23 protein-coding genes and 1 pseudogene are annotated in these 15,917 nt (G+C 54.2%); all 24 read left to right on the forward strand.

Annotated features, from left to right (window positions below):
* Positions 1–3 precede the first annotated feature (3 nt).
* The 24 genes and pseudogenes from O5O45_RS06835 to O5O45_RS06945 all read left to right on the forward strand — a co-directional run bounded on the left by O5O45_RS06835 (position 4) and on the right by O5O45_RS06945 (position 15,847).
* Entirely contained in the window at positions 4–216 is a 213-nt protein-coding gene (locus O5O45_RS06835) for a hypothetical protein (protein WP_305904486.1), read from the forward strand.
* Between the two features lie 223 nt (positions 217–439).
* Positions 440–547: pseudogene (locus O5O45_RS31935) on the forward strand (hypothetical protein); the annotation flags it as partial.
* 178 nt (positions 548–725) lie between these two features.
* On the forward strand, positions 726–1,364 hold the full coding sequence (locus O5O45_RS06840) for a hypothetical protein (protein ID WP_305904487.1): 639 nt from the start codon (positions 726–728) through the stop codon (positions 1,362–1,364).
* Between the two features lie 420 nt (positions 1,365–1,784).
* Positions 1,785–2,315 (forward strand): DUF6368 family protein, encoded by a 531-nt coding sequence (locus O5O45_RS06845; RefSeq protein ID WP_305904488.1) that lies wholly within the window; start codon positions 1,785–1,787, stop codon positions 2,313–2,315.
* A gap of 219 nt (positions 2,316–2,534) precedes the next feature.
* Positions 2,535–2,918 carry a M15 family metallopeptidase gene (locus O5O45_RS06850; RefSeq protein WP_305904489.1) on the forward strand — a complete coding sequence of 128 codons (384 nt, stop codon included), beginning with the start codon at positions 2,535–2,537 and terminating at the stop codon, positions 2,916–2,918.
* Complete coding sequence (locus tag O5O45_RS06855) at positions 2,915–3,319, forward strand: 3TM-type holin (RefSeq protein ID WP_305904490.1); 405 nt, start codon at positions 2,915–2,917, stop codon at positions 3,317–3,319. Before O5O45_RS06850 ends, O5O45_RS06855 begins: the two co-directional genes overlap by 4 nt.
* Positions 3,319–3,597 (forward strand): hypothetical protein, encoded by a 279-nt coding sequence (locus O5O45_RS06860; RefSeq protein ID WP_305904491.1) that lies wholly within the window; start codon positions 3,319–3,321, stop codon positions 3,595–3,597. The genes O5O45_RS06855 and O5O45_RS06860 overlap by 1 nt, the downstream gene beginning before the upstream one ends.
* Positions 3,597–4,022, forward strand: coding sequence for an HNH endonuclease (locus tag O5O45_RS06865; RefSeq protein ID WP_305904492.1), 426 nt, complete (start codon positions 3,597–3,599; stop codon positions 4,020–4,022). The genes O5O45_RS06860 and O5O45_RS06865 overlap by 1 nt, the downstream gene beginning before the upstream one ends.
* A gap of 120 nt (positions 4,023–4,142) precedes the next feature.
* The gene (locus tag O5O45_RS06870) at positions 4,143–4,883 is read left to right on the forward strand and encodes a hypothetical protein (RefSeq protein WP_305904493.1); all 741 of its coding nucleotides are present in this window, start codon (positions 4,143–4,145) and stop codon (positions 4,881–4,883) included.
* Positions 4,880–5,602, forward strand: a complete 723-nt coding sequence (locus O5O45_RS06875) for an ATP-binding cassette domain-containing protein (protein ID WP_305904494.1) — start codon at positions 4,880–4,882, stop codon at positions 5,600–5,602. Before O5O45_RS06870 ends, O5O45_RS06875 begins: the two co-directional genes overlap by 4 nt.
* A 254-nt stretch (positions 5,603–5,856) precedes the next feature.
* Positions 5,857–6,333, forward strand: a complete 477-nt coding sequence (locus tag O5O45_RS06880; protein WP_216740634.1) for a phage terminase small subunit P27 family — start codon at positions 5,857–5,859, stop codon at positions 6,331–6,333.
* A gap of 14 nt (positions 6,334–6,347) precedes the next feature.
* Positions 6,348–8,066, forward strand: coding sequence for a terminase large subunit (locus tag O5O45_RS06885; RefSeq protein ID WP_305904495.1), 1,719 nt, complete (start codon positions 6,348–6,350; stop codon positions 8,064–8,066).
* Positions 8,066–9,271 carry a phage portal protein gene (locus O5O45_RS06890; RefSeq protein ID WP_305904295.1) on the forward strand — a complete coding sequence of 402 codons (1,206 nt, stop codon included), beginning with the start codon at positions 8,066–8,068 and terminating at the stop codon, positions 9,269–9,271. The genes O5O45_RS06885 and O5O45_RS06890 overlap by 1 nt, the downstream gene beginning before the upstream one ends.
* 19 nt (positions 9,272–9,290) lie before the next feature.
* Positions 9,291–9,848 (forward strand): HK97 family phage prohead protease, encoded by a 558-nt coding sequence (locus tag O5O45_RS06895; RefSeq protein WP_305904296.1) that lies wholly within the window; start codon positions 9,291–9,293, stop codon positions 9,846–9,848.
* Positions 9,849–9,853: 5 nt separating this feature from the next.
* Positions 9,854–11,047: a phage major capsid protein gene (locus O5O45_RS06900; RefSeq protein WP_305904297.1), complete on the forward strand. Its 1,194-nt coding sequence runs from the start codon at positions 9,854–9,856 to the stop codon at positions 11,045–11,047.
* Positions 11,047–11,334: a head-tail connector protein gene (locus O5O45_RS06905; RefSeq protein WP_305904496.1), complete on the forward strand. Its 288-nt coding sequence runs from the start codon at positions 11,047–11,049 to the stop codon at positions 11,332–11,334. The genes O5O45_RS06900 and O5O45_RS06905 overlap by 1 nt, the downstream gene beginning before the upstream one ends.
* Positions 11,331–11,669: a phage head closure protein gene (locus O5O45_RS06910; protein WP_305904497.1), complete on the forward strand. Its 339-nt coding sequence runs from the start codon at positions 11,331–11,333 to the stop codon at positions 11,667–11,669. Before O5O45_RS06905 ends, O5O45_RS06910 begins: the two co-directional genes overlap by 4 nt.
* Positions 11,666–12,166, forward strand: a complete 501-nt coding sequence (locus tag O5O45_RS06915; protein WP_305904498.1) for an HK97-gp10 family putative phage morphogenesis protein — start codon at positions 11,666–11,668, stop codon at positions 12,164–12,166. Before O5O45_RS06910 ends, O5O45_RS06915 begins: the two co-directional genes overlap by 4 nt.
* The gene (locus tag O5O45_RS06920; protein ID WP_305904499.1) at positions 12,163–12,537 is read left to right on the forward strand and encodes a DUF3168 domain-containing protein; all 375 of its coding nucleotides are present in this window, start codon (positions 12,163–12,165) and stop codon (positions 12,535–12,537) included. Before O5O45_RS06915 ends, O5O45_RS06920 begins: the two co-directional genes overlap by 4 nt.
* Positions 12,538–12,539: 2 nt before the next feature.
* A complete protein-coding gene (locus O5O45_RS06925) occupies positions 12,540–12,956 on the forward strand; it encodes a phage tail protein (RefSeq protein WP_305904500.1) in 417 nt (138 codons plus the stop codon).
* Positions 12,957–12,969: 13 nt separating this feature from the next.
* A complete protein-coding gene (locus tag O5O45_RS06930; protein ID WP_305904501.1) occupies positions 12,970–13,335 on the forward strand; it encodes a hypothetical protein in 366 nt (121 codons plus the stop codon).
* 41 nt (positions 13,336–13,376) lie between these two features.
* Positions 13,377–13,556, forward strand: a complete 180-nt coding sequence (locus O5O45_RS06935) for a hypothetical protein (protein ID WP_305904502.1) — start codon at positions 13,377–13,379, stop codon at positions 13,554–13,556.
* Between the two features lie 33 nt (positions 13,557–13,589).
* On the forward strand, positions 13,590–15,455 hold the full coding sequence (locus O5O45_RS06940) for a hypothetical protein (RefSeq protein WP_305904503.1): 1,866 nt from the start codon (positions 13,590–13,592) through the stop codon (positions 15,453–15,455).
* Positions 15,455–15,847: a hypothetical protein gene (locus O5O45_RS06945; RefSeq protein ID WP_305904504.1), complete on the forward strand. Its 393-nt coding sequence runs from the start codon at positions 15,455–15,457 to the stop codon at positions 15,845–15,847. Before O5O45_RS06940 ends, O5O45_RS06945 begins: the two co-directional genes overlap by 1 nt.
* Positions 15,848–15,917 lie beyond the last annotated feature (70 nt).

The following is a 15,917-nucleotide window of genomic DNA, read 5'->3' on the forward strand; positions in this document are numbered from 1 at the left end:
TTCATGGATGTAATACTACTAATATTGGGTGTGGCTGCTCTATTTCTAATTACTCAAAGATGGTTTTGGGTTTTAGTATTTGGGCTTGGAACTTTGGCAAGTGCCTTCACTGTTATCGCAAGTGTTATCCACTTCCAAATATTAGGGGCTGTAGGTTTTACAGTTCTGACCTTCATATTATGGGCTATTACAGTCATGATTCTTGGAAGCGACTAACTCAGTAGCGCTCCGCAGATGTCATACGATGCATTGGAGTTTGTAAAGAAAGCGGTTCATCGGAAGTGGCCGTGCCCATAAGTCGATCTCAGGTTTATCAAGAAAGCACGTGTTCGCAGTGAAGCCGCCTTGATGACCCTTTCTTATCCTTAGAGACATTTATAAATACTGGCGAACCAATATGATATCCCCCCACCTAGTAGTATAAGCAGGAGAAAGCTTCCTTAATATAAAAACAGGCGAGACTTATAAGTATGGAATAAGCGGGTATGGTTTGGATCAAAATGGACAGTCAAAAAGGGCTCAGGCTCAGGTGAATAGGCTAAATTGAAAGGCCGGTTATACACAATAAGTTTCAAAGCTGAAAGCTGCGAATAACTTGCCTCGGATGGATGCGATTAATACAGAAAAGAATTTAACAAGAGGGTATGTTAAGAATTTTAGAAAATTGCCTCCAGGAATGAAGTATCCAGTGATTAGGCTTCCTTTGCGTAATAGGAGATGATTTCATGTTGATTGATATTGCTGTAACAGCAGCCGATTCATATGAAAGAAAGTCGGAGTTTAATGGTACTACAAATTGTGTGTCCGCCATGTTTCTACTGGAGCTGCCCAAACACTATGATGCTGGAAAGATAGAGAAAATTATTATTGAGCTTGGTCTAGACGAGTCACGGTATTATCTCGATGATGACATTTTGGTATGTTGTAAGCCGTTTGATTTTGAGGCCTATTGGAGGCTGAATGACTTTGAGGCAAAAGAGCTTATATTTGAAATAATATACAACACGCTATTTGCGCTGGCTGCTGAGTTTGGCTGGAGAAAGGAGCCGCTTGAAAATGCGTTGGCAGCCAATAAAGAGAAGGGGTACTCATTAACCTACGGTATTGTGAAAAAGAAAAGTCCAGATAAGGAAAATACTGCAATGCTTAGTATTGACTTTGGACGATTCGATGCTCGTGTATATGTCAGGTTTGAGTCTGTTAATGATGGGTGTCATGGAGAAGTTGATATAGTGAAAACGCTACCTCACACAATATTCTTTGATGATTACCTTGGCAAGATTAAATGGATTGATAATAAAACTGTTGAAGTAATACCATCAGGGAGTGATGCTCCGAAACAATCCATAGTCATGCCATACTAAAATATCGCCACACTCATTGAGAGTCTATCCGGGAGTTTATTGTTCTAAAATATGGATCAATACTGATTATTTATCGCTATTGTTGACAATTAATGAACAATAGGGTAGGCTTTACCCTACATTCTGCACTATTGCGCCCTGACAACTCTCAGGGCGTTTTCATATAGAGACCCGGTATCCGAAAGGAACCGGGTTTTTGTGTTTTAGAGGGCCGCTCGCCGTTGCATGGAGAGGGGGTAACTCGGCCCATTCAGGAAGGATCATGACACCAGAACACGTAGTACCTACACCGGGAGTTCAACTTCACTTATCTGATCGCTCTATGCTTTAGCATCAATATAGAGGCTATACTTTTGTGATAATGAGGTGTATACGAATGTGCATACGGGTATGTGAAAAATAGAAGGGTGAGGTGTCATCATGGGGCCAAGTGCATTCATTATATTTGAAAATAAGCCATCGAGTGAGAATTCGTCACAGTTGGAAGAAGCTCTGATCGAACTAGGGCATGACATCGAATTTGGATTTATCTATCCGGGCGATGAATATTGGTGTTACGAGGAAGACGAGCTTGAATTGATTAAAGAAAAAACTTCCATGTCTGTATGTGGAGTATTTGAAATATCTTGCCCAAGCAATTCTGCTAGTTCTCATCGAGATTTGGGGCAAGCTGCACTCATCGCTTGCGAATACCTCTCTGGTCTAGTTGATTTTAATGGGGCTATTATCCCTGAGCTGCCTCGCATAATGTATAAAGGTATGTGGCTTTGGGAAAAAGCTAATTGGGCAGATGTTGAACCTTATTTTTTAGAAATGGTTAAAGAAATTAGTGGTAAGGTCTACACAATCGAATATGAAACTGCAAATAATAGAATCTGGGCTCATCACATTTGTGACAAGGAATTTATGGCTAATTGGCTTAAGCATCCCATGTTTAGAATGATAAAATGAGCCTGTATTTAGATAAGCTTCGGTTCCTTTCAGGATTAGCCTGGTTATCATCCTTCAAGCGTAGCAAGCAAACTATGAAAAGAATGGTACTCATTTCTTTCCTGGTTTAATAAGCGCGCAACCTCACAATTAGAGGCCCGGTATCCGCAAGGAGCCGGGTTTTTTGCTTTCTAGAGCCTCGCTTACGCGGGGCTTTTTCGTTTCTGGGTTATGCAAAACATGAGCTTCTACTTAGGAAAGCGCTCCAAGTCGCGCTTGGTTGGCCTGCATCCTGACCTTGTGAAAGTAATAGAGAGAGCGATTCAGATCAGCCCTATCGATTTCACTGTGCTGGAAGGCCTGAGAACTATCGAGCGCCAAAAGGAACTGTATAAGGCTAGCAAATCAAAGACGATGCGCAGCCGCCATTTAACGGGGCATGCGGTGGATCTGGGTGTTTTGATTAACGGGGCGATCACCTGGGAAACCCGCTATTACCAGATACTCGCCGACGCTGTTAAGCAAGCCGCCGAAGGGCTGGGCATTCCCATAGAGTGGGGCGGCGACTTCAACGGCTTTTTCGACGGACCTCATTATCAACTGCCGTGGAAAGAATACCCATGAGCGCCTGGGCTTCAATTCTGAACCTGTTTAAACCCGTCGCAGATCTGATAGACAACGTCCACACCAGCGACGAAGAGCGCCTGCAGATACAGGCACAGCTATTTCAGATTCAGGCCGAGCTAACCCAGCGAGTGATGGAATACGAAACCAAGCTGCTGGAGGCGAAGGCCAGAACGATCCAAGCGGAAGCGCAAGGCCAAAGCATCCTACAGCGCAACTGGCGCCCGCTAACCATGCTGTGTTTTCTGGCGCTGGTCGTGTGTGACTCCTTTGGCCTGCTGACGTTCCGGCTAAGCGTGGAAGCCTGGGATCTGCTGCAAATAGGCTTAGGTGGATATGTCGCCGGCAGATCGCTGGAGAAGATCGCCCCCAAGGTAACCGACGTGATGAGTAAGAAATAATGGAAGAGAACCAAACCACCCGGAGGCACTGGCACTTGGACAAAACCATCAGTGTGGGCCACCTGATCAGCACGCTGGTAATCGCCATTTCCGTGATCACCTGGGCGGGCTCCATAGATCGCCGTGTGGAGCAAAACGCGCTGGCGGTTAAGTACCTGAATGAAGAGCAAGTGCAACAGCGTCAGCGTATCGACTCCGTCCGCAATGAGATTAAAACCGACCTGCGAGCCATCAACGACAAGCTAGACCGCCTGATCGAGCGGCAGAGTGAACGGTAATGCCCAAGGCATCGCTAAGGCCCTGCAAAGATAAGGGCTGTCCCAATACGACCCGGCACAAATCCCGATACTGTGAGAACCACGCAGACAAACGGGAGGCGACACGCTGGGGAGTCTGGCAACAACTGAAGGGCAGCGACACCCAACGCGGTTATGGTTGGCAATGGCGCAAGATTAGAGCGCGGATATTGCGGCGGGATAACTACCTGTGTCAGGTGTGTTTAAAGGCGGGGCGAACAAGTGCGGCCACAGAGGTGGATCACATCAAGCCCAAGGCGAAAGGAGGAGGTGACCGGGAGGAAAATTTGCAGGGAATTTGTAGGGCTTGTCATCTCTTGAAATCTGTAAGCCAGATCTTGATAGCCGTTATTTCTCAAACTGTAAGCCTGACCACATGGAAATCGATGAGGGTAAAGCGAGCCTAAAATCCGACTCTACGCATATTCCTCAGTATATAGGTAAGCAATAGGGCCGTAGGAGCACTGGTAAAGCCATGCTTTTTTGCGTTATTTTAAAGTCCACGGATGTTACAGGATGAGAAAAAATTGAAGAAATGGATAACGAATAACTACAGGCTAAGTCGTTTATTTATCCTCGAACAGGTGCGTGAGCCTCTTACACTATTCTGGACTCTAATAGCTCCGCCGTTGCTATTTGTGTTTCTTAACCTTGATCCTCTTGTCTCCGGCGCAGCTACCACCGGATGGTATGAAGAACAAGCCTCTTGGTATCTAAGTTATTTGGCTCTCTCGGTCTCCTTGTTTGGGTTCGCATTGTACTTTGTAGGGAGGCGTGAAAGTGGATTTATAAAGTCATTCATTCAGGGTAAGGAAGCCAAGGCCCTTTTTTTATCAGCGCAAATCAGCGCGTCTCTTCTGCTTTCGTGCTTTTGTTTTATTGTTTTCATAGTGATAACAACAGTTGCTTTTGGGGTGAGTCCCTTAGATGCTCTGACAAGGTTTGCGATACCATTCCTGATTATTATGGTTACATTCGTGTGGAGCGCTCTATTTATCTCGGTACTCCCATTAACTTTTATGAATGCTAATTCTGGCATCTCAATTTTTTTTATGGCATTGCTGATGTTCAGTATCGCTGGCTTCAAGGCAAATATACCGGCGCTTTCTTATCTCAACCTTTTCAATCCTCTGTCAATTGCAACTCAATTTATGGCAAGTGGCGGCCTACACAGCGTAGAGTCAATAGGAACCATTGCACTTATGACTGCCTTAGGTGGAGTTGGCTTAGTCCGTATGAAAACAAGCCCAACATGGAGCCGACAATGACCTCCACTGTAATTAGCGGGAACAATCTCACGTTCAAGTATTCGAAAAAGAGTGTTTTCAATAATATTTCATTTTCTTTCGAGAGTGGTTATGTGATTGGCCTGCTGGGTGAAAATGGCGCAGGAAAGACCACCCTGTTTGATTTGGTAAGTAGAGAGCTTGTCCCAACTAGCGGTGAGCTGACTTTTAATGTCGAGGCAGAAGCTATCGCCTATTTGCCCCAGATTGTTACGCTGCCCCCTTCGTTGCGAATAAAAGAAGTCCTGGAGATGATATCTTGCTTCCAGAACCGCGATATGGATCAGTCTGCGTCTGACATGGCTCGGTTATGGCCTGATCATATGCAACAGCGTTACAACGAGATTAAGGACCATCGTGCTGGCGTCTGTAGCTACGGAGAGAAGCGGTGGTTTGTGACCGCAGCAATGCTAGCTATATGTCAAAAGTCGATCTTTATTCTTGATGAGCCGACTGCAGGTGTAGATGTTCAATACCGCTATCTCATCTGGCAGCTCATTAAGGAGATGAAAAGAAGAGGATGCTCGATAATCGTTTCCTCGCACATACTGGACGAAATTGGCGCAAACACGGATTATTTTTATTTTCTCCAAAAGACGGGCATTCATAAGTTTAATGGCATGAAGGACTTCTTGGAGCGATTCAACGCAAGTACTCCCGATGAAGCTTTCATAAAGGCGACTGTGCTTGAGGCAGGCTGATCGCTTGGTCAAGCTTTCCATCGAGACAAGACGTTGCTGGATGGCTCCAGATAACTGGCGTGTCAGTCTTAGGGGTAGTACCGAACGCACCATAGGGCACGCCACAGTGGCTAGGGTGTGGCAGATCAAAAAATGATCAAATATCGAAAATTGGAAGGGGCGGGGCGGGTCAAATTTCTGATATCTGAGCCACCAACACCGCACCCCTAAGTCTTTTTTTATACCCGCGAAATTAAAAATTTCAGGTTAACGCAATGAGTGGAACCGCAACCAGAGCTGGAAGGGGGCGGAAGCCCAAGCCCGTTGCGCAAAAGCTCCTGGCCGGCAACCCCGGAAAGCGTCAACTTAACACCCACGAACCCCAGTTTTCCCAGATCACTAACATCGACTGCCCGGACTGGCTGGGCGATGACGCACGCCGCATGTGGGAGCTGATCGCCCCGGAGCTATGCGCGCAAAAGATCATCGCCATTACAGACGTGCATAACCTGGAAGCCTTCTGCGCCGCCTATGGTCGCTGGCGTCAGGCGGAAAGAGAACTGGCGCAATATGGCATCACTATTACGGACGCAAACGGCGGCCTGAAGAAAAACCCGGCGGCCACCGTCGCCAATGAATCCTTAAAACAACTGGCGACCTTCGGGGCGCTCCTGGGCCTGGACCCATCCAGTCGCCAACGTCTGACCGGCGGCGGCAACCACGACACGTCAAACCCCTTCGATAAATTCTGATTTTCGGTTATTCCATGGCTGCTAAATATCCTCATGTCGAGGCGGCGACGCGGTACGCCCGCGCCGTGCTGGACGGGTCTATCCCTGCGTATCGGTACACGCGCTTGGCGTGCCAGCGTTACCTGGACGATCTCGCCCAGGAGAGCGACCCGGACTATCCGTATTACTTCGACAAGGCGGAGGCCGAGCGAGTGTGCGAGTTCGTCGAACTACTACCGCACACCAAAGGCGAGTGGGCGTTCAAGCGTCAGCTTATCAAGCTGGAGCCCTGGCAGGTGTTCGGCTTCGTCAACATCTTCGGATGGAAGAGCAAGGCCGACGACCTGCGCCGCTTCCGCGAAGTCTATTGGTGCGTCCCGCGTAAGAACGGCAAGTCGATCATCGCCGCCGGCGTGGGGCTGTATATGTTCGCCTGCGATAACGAGTTTGGCGCCGAGGTCTACAGCGGCGCCACCAACGAGCGCCAAGCCTGGGAGGTATTCAGACCGGCCAAGCTGATGGTCTCCCGCACGCCTCTACTTCAGAAAGCAAAAGGGATCGCGGTCAATGCAAAGAACTTAAATCGCCCGGCGGATGAAGCGCGCTTTGAGCCGGTCATCGGTAAGCCCGGCGATGGCGCGAGTCCGTCCTGTGCGCTGATCGATGAGTACCACGAACACGACGCCCCCGACTTATACGAGACCATGGTGACGGGGCAGGGCGCACGCCGGCAGCCGCTGACGTTTATTATCACCACCGCCGGTAACAACATCGAAGGCCCTTGCTACGACAAGCAGACCGAGGCGCAAGAGATGCTGGACGGCGTCGCACCGAATGACGAGCTGTTCGCGCTGATGTATGGCGTGGATGATCCGGAGCGCTGGGCGGACCCGGACGTATTGGCGATGGCCAATCCGAATCTGGGCGTCAGTGTGTACAAAAAATACCTGGAGAGCCAGCAACAGAAGGCGATTCGCAGCGCCCGCTTTCAGAACATATTCAAAATTAAACACCTGAATATATGGGTTACCGCCCGCAGCGCCTTTTTCAATATGGAACAGTGGGGCAAATGCTTTGACCCCAGCATGAGCGTGGAAGACTTCGAAGGCCAAGAGTGTATCGGCGGCCTCGACTTGGCCGGCAAACTCGACCTTAACGCTTTCATCAAGCTGTTCTACCGCGACCTGATGGACGAGGACGGAAGAACCCGCCGGCATTACTACTGCCTCTCGCCCGTGTTCTGGGCGCCCGAGGATACGGTTAACAACCCGGACAACCGCAAGCTATCCAGTCGCTATCAGAAGTGGGTCAACCTGGGGGCGCTCACCGCCACCGATGGCGCGGAAGTGGACTATCTGGAAGTGTTGGCGGAAGTCACCGACACCAACCAACGCCATCCTATTGCGGAGATCGGCATCGATCCACACGGCGCGCTGAACCTGTCGCACCGCCTGGACGACGAGAACCTGAACCCGGTGCAGATCACGCAGAACTATTCCGGTATGTCCGCCGGCATGAAAGAGCTTGAAGCGGCCATCGCGGCCGGGCGTTTTCATCATGACGGCCATCCGATTTTAACCTGGTGTATGGGCAACGTAGTCGGACGCTACATGGGCGGCGCCGATGACGACATCGTTCGCCCAACCAAGGAACACAAAGACAAAAAAATCGACGGCGCGGTTGCGCTCATCATGGCCGTGGGCCGCGCTATGTTGGCGGCGGAAACCACCGGCCCCAGCATAAGGTTTGCCTGATGTTCTCCATTTTCAAACGTAAGAACGCCGCCGTCATCGACAGCTCGGCCAAGCTCGCGGAGTTGCTGGGCGCATGGTATGACGCCGACGCCGGCGTACAGATCACTCCTGGCAACGCTCCAGAGATCAGCGCCGTGTTTTCCTGCATCAAAGTCCTAACCGAGTCTATCGGCATGCTGCCGCTGAACCTCTTCAAAGAGCTGCCCGGCGGCGGTTCGGAAAAGGCGTCTAACCACCCGCTGCAGGCGCTGTTAAAGCACGGACCGAACGACTATCTGACCGATCAGGAATTTAAAGAACTGATCGTCGCGCACCTGTGCTTACGCGGTAACCATTACAGCTACATCAACCGCACGGCGTCGGGCCGGGTGCTGGAGTTGCTGCCGATGGCGCCGGATGCGGTGACGCCGAAACTTTCCAACGACTACGAACTGACCTATGACGTGCAGTTTAAAAGCGGCCCTGTGCGCACGCTGCCGGCGGAGGAGGTGTTGCATATCCGCTTATGGAGCCAGGACGGTTTAACAGGACTGAACCCGATTCAATACAACCGCCACTGCCTGGGGCTGGCCAAGGCGACGGAAAAGCACGGCTCCACGCTGTTCGCCCATGGCGCGAAACCCTCCGGCGTGCTCTCCACTGATCACGCGCTGACAGACAAGCAATACGAGCGGCTGAAACAGGAGATGGAGCTGCACCGCGGCGTCGCCAATCAGAACCGCGAGATGATCCTCGATGGCGGCTTGAAGTGGCTGCAGGTCTCCATGACGGCGGAAGACAGCCAGTTTTTAGAAACCCGCAAGTTTCAGCGCTCCGAGATCGCCGGCTTTTTCCGGGTGCCGCCGCACATGATCGGCGACCTGGAGCGGGCGACGTTTTCGAATATCGAACATCAGGACTTGGCGTTTGTCCGGCACACACTGATTCCGTATTGCACACGCATCGAGAAGCGTATCAACAAGGCGCTGCTTACCGATAAAGAGCGCGCCAATTATTTCTCCAAGTTTGTAGTGAATGCCCTTATGCGCGGAGACATGAAGACCCGCAGCGAGTACTACACCGCCATGATTCAAAACGGCGTCATGAGTCCGAACGAGGTCCGCATCCTGGAGGACATGAACCCCAGGGAAGGCGGCGATACCTATCTGACGCCGCTCAATATGGCGGTTAACGGCCAGCCTGCCGACGAGACGGAAACGAATTAAGCAGCCATACGAGGCACGCATGCACACCAAGCAAAAACTGGATATCCCATTAAAGATCAAGTCCCTGTCCGACACCGGTGAGTTCGAGGGGTACGGCTCCGTATTCGGGGTTAAAGACTCGTACAGCGACATTGTCGTCAAGGGCGCGTTTAACGCCTCTTTGGATCGCTGGAAACAACAAGGCCGCCTGCCGGCGCTGTTATGGCAGCACCGCATGGACGAACCCATTGGCGTCTATACCGCCATGGAGGAAGACGAGCACGGCCTCAAGCTGTCCGGGCGTCTGCTGGTTGACGATGACCCGTTAGCCAGGCGCGCTTACGGGCACCTAAAAGCCGGCTCTATTTCCGGCCTCTCTATCGGGTATTCCGTCCCCAGTCATGGCGTGGAATACGACAGCGCCAAAGAGGCGTTCTTAATCAAAGAAATCGACTTGTGGGAAGTGTCCCTGGTGACCTTTCCCGCCAATGACGAGGCGCGCATTGCGCAAGTCAAACACCGCCAACGAAACGCCGAGCACGCACAAGCCCTGGCCGCTATTTCATCCCTAAAACATATATTCACCACAAGGAACTAACCCTGATGCCAGTCGAATTAAAAGACATCCAAGACGTAGCGGAAGAACTGTCTAGCCGCTTCACGGAATTTAAATCAGCCAATGACTCCTCTATGGAGGCCACCCGCGCAGAGGTAATCAAGCTCACCGAAAAAACCGACAAGCTCAACGCCCAGCTTAGCGAACTGGAGGCCCTGAAAAAGGAGCTGGACGGCCTTTATAAAAAGCAGAACCGCCCCGGAACGGTGGAAGGGGATGCGGAATACCGCAAACACTTTATCGACCAGTGGATGCGCAAGAACAACGCCGCCGGCATTGAAGCCAAGGCCGTCAACCTGGGCGCGAATCAGGACGGCGGCTTTGGCGTGCCGGAAGAGCTGGACCGTCAGATTTTGGAATTAGAGCGCGAGCTGTCTCCCATGCGGGCGCTGTGCCGAAATATCCAGGTGTCCACGGATGGCTACAAGCGTCTCGTTAATCTGGGCGGCGCCGGTTCCGGCTGGGTGGGCGAGACCGACGCCCGCCCGGAAACCAACACACCCAAGCTGGCGCAGATTGAAGCCTTCATGGGGGAGATCTACGCCAACCCGGCCACGACCCAAAAGGCGCTGGACGATGTGTATTTCAACGTCGAGCAGTGGATCGCCGACGAGGTGGCGCAAGAGTTCGTCGACCGTGAAGCCGACGCCTTTCTAAATGGCGATGGCGTGGGCAAACCGAAAGGCATCCTGGCTTACGCCATGGACACCGCCCCGGACGCCTCCCGCGAGTTCGGCAAGCTGCAACGAGTGATCAGCGGCAAGGCGGGCGACTTCACCGCGGATAACCTGCTAAGCGTGATCTACCGTCTCAAGAAAGCGTTTCGCCGCAACGCCAGCTGGATGATGACCGGAACCACGGTGGAGAAGGTGCGCAAGTTCAAGGACGCGGACGGTAACTACATGTGGCGTCCCGGCATCGAGGCGGGTCAGCCTTCGTTGCTGTTGGGCTACGGCATCGAGGAAAACGAGGACATGCCGGAAGTGGCGGCGGATGCTAACGCCATCTTGTTCGGCGACTTCATGCGCGGGTATTCGATTGTGGACCGCATCGGCGCACGCATGCTGCGCGATCCCTACACGCACAAACCCTTCGTTCACTTCTACACCACCAAGCGGGTGGGCGGCATGCTAGTAGACTCCAACGCAATCAAGGTGCTGACATTGAGTAAGGGGGCGTAATGGCCCCCATCACCTTAGAGGAAGCCAAGCAGCATCTACGGGTTGAACACGAGGAAGAAGACGCCTACATCGAAACCCTGATCGCCGTAGCGCGCAATCTGGCGGAGGAATATTCCGGGCTTTCCCTGGAGGAGGGCGAGAGCATTCCCGAGCTGGCCAAACACGCCATAAAAATGATCATCGCTACCCTGTACGAACAACGGGAGGACCAGACGGCGGCGACGGTCTCACAGGTGCCGCTGTGCTCCAAAGCGCTGCTGGACCTGCTGCGGATTCGGCGGCTATGAGAGCGGGACGGTTACGGCGGAGGGTGACGATTCAGGTTAATGACACGACTCAGGATGAATACGGCGAAACCGTGCAAGGCTGGCGAGATGTCGCTACGCGTTGGGCGGGCGTGGAGCCGCTGTCCGGTCGGGAGTTCCTGGCCGCCAGCGGCCCCCGCGCCGAGCTGACCACCCGCATTGTGCTGCGCTGGGAACCGGCGCTGGCTGGGCTCACGTCCCAGGATCACCGGGCGATCTATCAGGGGCGCGTCTACGACATCCATTCCGCTATCAACACCCGCGAGGAAAACAAAGAGTGGGTGCTGATGTGCGCGGATACAGGGGGCTCATCATGAGTAGCGGCGTTAAGATCAGCGGTTTGCGCGAGCTGCACCAAGCCTTACAGCAACTCGGCAAACAGGCGGCCAACAAGGCGGCGCGTGACGGGCTGGCCGAGGCGGCCAAAACGTTTAGGAAAGAGATCCGCCAAGGCGCGCCAGTTAAAAGCGGCCACCTGCGTAAGCACATCCGCTACAAGCTTCGCAGGGATCGCAGTGGTCGCGGCTACACCGGTCGCGTGGGCGTGCATCCCAAAGCCTACTACGCCCGCTTTATTGAGTTTGGCGCGGCTCCGCACGCCATCCCCAACCCGACTACCGGGCGCGGAAGAAACAAACGCAAAAACAAAAAGCGTCTGCGCATCGGTTCGCAGGTAGTGTCTGGCGTTAACCATCCCGGCATTGCCCCGCGTCCTTTCCTGCGCCCGGCTTTTCTGCGCGCCAAGGATGCGGCGGTCAAAGCCGCCGGCAAACGCATGTGGCATTCCATCATTCAAGCGAGGGCGCGCCGATGATTATCCCGCGATTGCTGAAGCGACTGCGTAAGGCGGATCAGGTTAGGGCGCTGATTCCGCCGTCGGCGATTCACGGACGCTTTCTACCGCCCCACGCAGCAACGCCGGCGCTATCTCTGCTGTATGTCGGCGACGATCCCGTCAACGACCTGGGGGGAGAGGATAACAGTCGCCGCGAACGGGCGCAGATCGACGCCTGGGCGCCGACGCTCAAGCAGGCGGACCAGTTAGCAAAGGCTGCGACGGCTGCATTGGCCCCACGCGGCCAAGACTTAATCGCCGTGCGCAACGGCAAAACTTACGAGTACGACGACGCGGCCCAGCTCCACCGGCTGATGCTGGATTATTCATTCACATTTTACGAGGACTGACCATGGCGAAAATGCCCGCCGACGGAACCAAAATTGAAATCGACGGTACGACCGCTGGCGCGCCCGACATTGAGGTGACCGGAGTTAAATCCTTCTCTGGCTTTGACGGCGAACGTCCCGAAATCGACAACACGGACTTAAGCAGCGAGGCGTCCGAGTTCTTTCTCGGCAAGCGCGACTGGGGGAGCTTTAGCCTGGACTGGTTCATTAACTATGGCGATCCCGGCCAGAACGAAGTCCGCGCCGCTGAGTTATCCGGGGCGCTGAAGACCGTCAAGATTACTTTTCCAGATTTAACCACCGCCACATTCAAGGCTTACGTCAAAAACGCAACCAGCCTTTCCGGCGGGATCAGCGGCATGCTGGAAGGCTCCGCCGCGCTACGCATCACCGGTAAACCTTCTTTCGCGAAACCCTAAACGAGGAACCTTTATGAGTTATTTAAACAAAGCCCAGATCCTGTCGGCGCAAGATATCGAATGCGTAGACGTAGACGTGCCGGAGTGGGGCGGGACCGTGCGAGTCGCCCTGATGAGCGGAGCCGCCCGCGATGATTACGAGGGCTCCCTGATTCGCTTGGCCGCGGATGGAACGGCGCAACGGGATCTGACCAACATCCGCGCCAAGCTGGTGGCGGTCTGTCTGGTGGATGACAACGGCGAGCGCTTATTCAGCGAGAGCGACGTTAAAGCCCTGGGCGCGAAATCCTGCGCCGCCCTGGATCGCGTTTATCATGTCGCCGCCCGACTCAATCGCCTGACCCAAGGCGAAGTGGAGGACGCCGCAAAAAACTCCTAAGCCGGCCCGAGCGCCGGTTTTACTTCTACCTCGCCGCCAAGTTGGGCAAGACGGTTAAGGCCCTGCTGCAGGAGATCGACTCCGCCGAGCTGGCTGAGTGGATGGCTTACGAATCCCTGGACGCCTACGCCGAGCAATTCGAACGTGAGCGCCAGAGCAGCGCAGAGCGGTCGGACGCACTTAAAAACCTCTTGTTCGGCGACGCCTGGCGCGACGCCTAACCCTTCTATTTCATAATTCCTACAGGTTGGCAAATGAGCCAAGAAATGATTGGCGCGTTGTCTATCGATCTGCGCCTTGCGACGGCCAAGATCGAGGACGGGCTAAAAAGCGTCAACACCCATCTGGAGCGCACGGCGTCAGCGGCCAACAATGCCGGCAAGATGTTTTCTGTGCTGACCACTATCGCCACGGCGGGCGTGTTTGGCGGGGTCATCAAAGGCAGTCTGGACGCGGCCAATCACCTGGGCGACTTAAGCGTGCGCCTGGGCGTGAGCGTGGAAGGGTTGAGCCGTCTCGCCTACGCAGCGGAATTGTCGGGCGTATCCGCCGGCACGCTGGAAACCGGCCTGCAGCGCATGACGCGACGCATCGCCGAGGCGGCCGCCGGCAGCGGTGAAGCCATCGGCGCGATCAAAGCGCTGGGACTGTCCGCGCAGAAGCTCCAGCAACTGCGACCAGAACAGCAATTTGAAGTGCTGGCGGATGCTCTGGCGGAAGTGCCGGCGAAGTCGGACCGGGTCCGCCTCGCCATGAAACTGTTGGACTCCGAAGGTGTTGCACTATTACAGACGATGGAAGGCGGCAGCGCCGCTATTCGGGCCATGGGCGAAGAGTCCGACCGCATCGGCAATACCATCAGCACAAGCTTTGCGACCCAGGCCACCGCCGCCAATGCCGCCATAATCAAAATGAACGCGGCGCTGACGGGCATGACCAACAACATGGCCGTGGCGTTGGGGCCGACCATCGAGCAAGTCGCCCACTTCATGGGGGATGTGCTCCCCGAGGCGGCCAAGCTGGGCGGGCAGGCGGTGCGGCTGCTCGCCGCCGGCGCGCTGGAGGTCAGCGCCAGCGTGATCGAGTTTATCCGGGTTGGAACCTACTACCTGGGCAAGCTCTCCGATGATGTGGCGAAAGTGGACGCTGAGCTTTACGCCATGCAGGAGAACCTACGCGGCGCCACGGGCGACATTTTCGCGGAGATGGAGGGGGCGAACAGGGAGACGGAAAAGTTCAAGGTGACGCTGGGCGAGAGCGTCGTCACCCTGCAGGACTACCAAGGCGTGACCGCCACCGTGGCGGACAACCTGCAACGCGTGAAGGCGGCCCAGGAGGAAGCCAACGCCGCATTGCAGCGTCAGAACGAAATACGCGGCAACGTCGAAAGCATCCGTGAATCCCTGCTGACCGAAGAGGAGGCGGAGCGGGAGTCGTACGAACGCCGACGGGACATGCTGCAGGAGGCGTTGGACGAAAGCCTGTTAACCCAAACGCAGCATATGGAGCTGTTGGGCGAACTGTCCGCGCAGCATCAAGCCACGCTCACAGCCATAGAGGAAAGAGAGAAGGGCAAGCGTAAAGCCCTGGCGGAGGCGGAGCATCAGGAGCGGGTGTCAGTCATGACCGGCATGCTGGGCAACCTCTCAACGCTCATGGATACCAAATCCAAGAAGCTGTTCGAGATCGGCAAAAAGGCGGCCATCGCCAACGCCTTAGTCTCTGGCTATGAAGCGGCGGTGCATTCCTATAACAAAGGCGCGCAAATTGGTGGCCCGATTGTGGGCGCGGCGTTCGCCGCCACGTCTGTAGTTGCTACGGCCGTGCAAATTCAAAAACTGAAGTCGCAGAAGTTTGGCGGAGGCGGAACCGTCAGCGCCGGCGGAGGAGGAGCGCCGCCCAACACCTACCAGCCGCCACAACCCACGATCCCCAGCGGGCCCGCCAGCGGCAAAGGCGAGGGCGCGCAGATCATTTTTCAGTTTAACGGCCCCGTGAATGGCGACCCCTACCTGATCGCCGACGCCATCGCGCCGCACCTGCGGGACATTGTCAGCAAGAAAGACATCGTTATTGTGGAAGCGAACAGCCGCAACGGCCAACAACTAAGAGGACTGTAATGTATATCGAGTATGTCGCGAGACGCTTTATCGCGCCCGGCCATGTCGCGGGCGGTAATTACTGGATCGATGTAAAGCTGACGCGCTGTGATTTCGATCCGCAGATTGAAGCGCAGACGACCACGGCGCTCAGTGGTAAATCGAAAACCTTGCTCCACCGTATCGATCAGACTTATGACATCGCTACGGTGTATATGAACAAAGCGGAAGAACTGGCGGAAATGCGGGAGTTTCTGGGGTCCGTTAGCGGTGGCGAAAGCTTTATGGTTAACCTGCATGGCGACAGAGCGAGCCCGCTACAACCCGCTATGCTGGACCCGATTACCTGGAAGGAGGAGCGCTACGGCACGACGGACTATGTCCGGTATACATTTAAGCTGTGCTTGATGTAAGGGGGGTGTAATCTGGCAGTGTCAATGTGTGGCGTCTATATTTGTCACTTATCTACGCTGTTATGCGGAA

The organism is Hahella sp. HNIBRBA332 (genome assembly GCF_030719035.1).
Taxonomy (GTDB): Bacteria; Pseudomonadota; Gammaproteobacteria; order Pseudomonadales; family Oleiphilaceae; genus Hahella.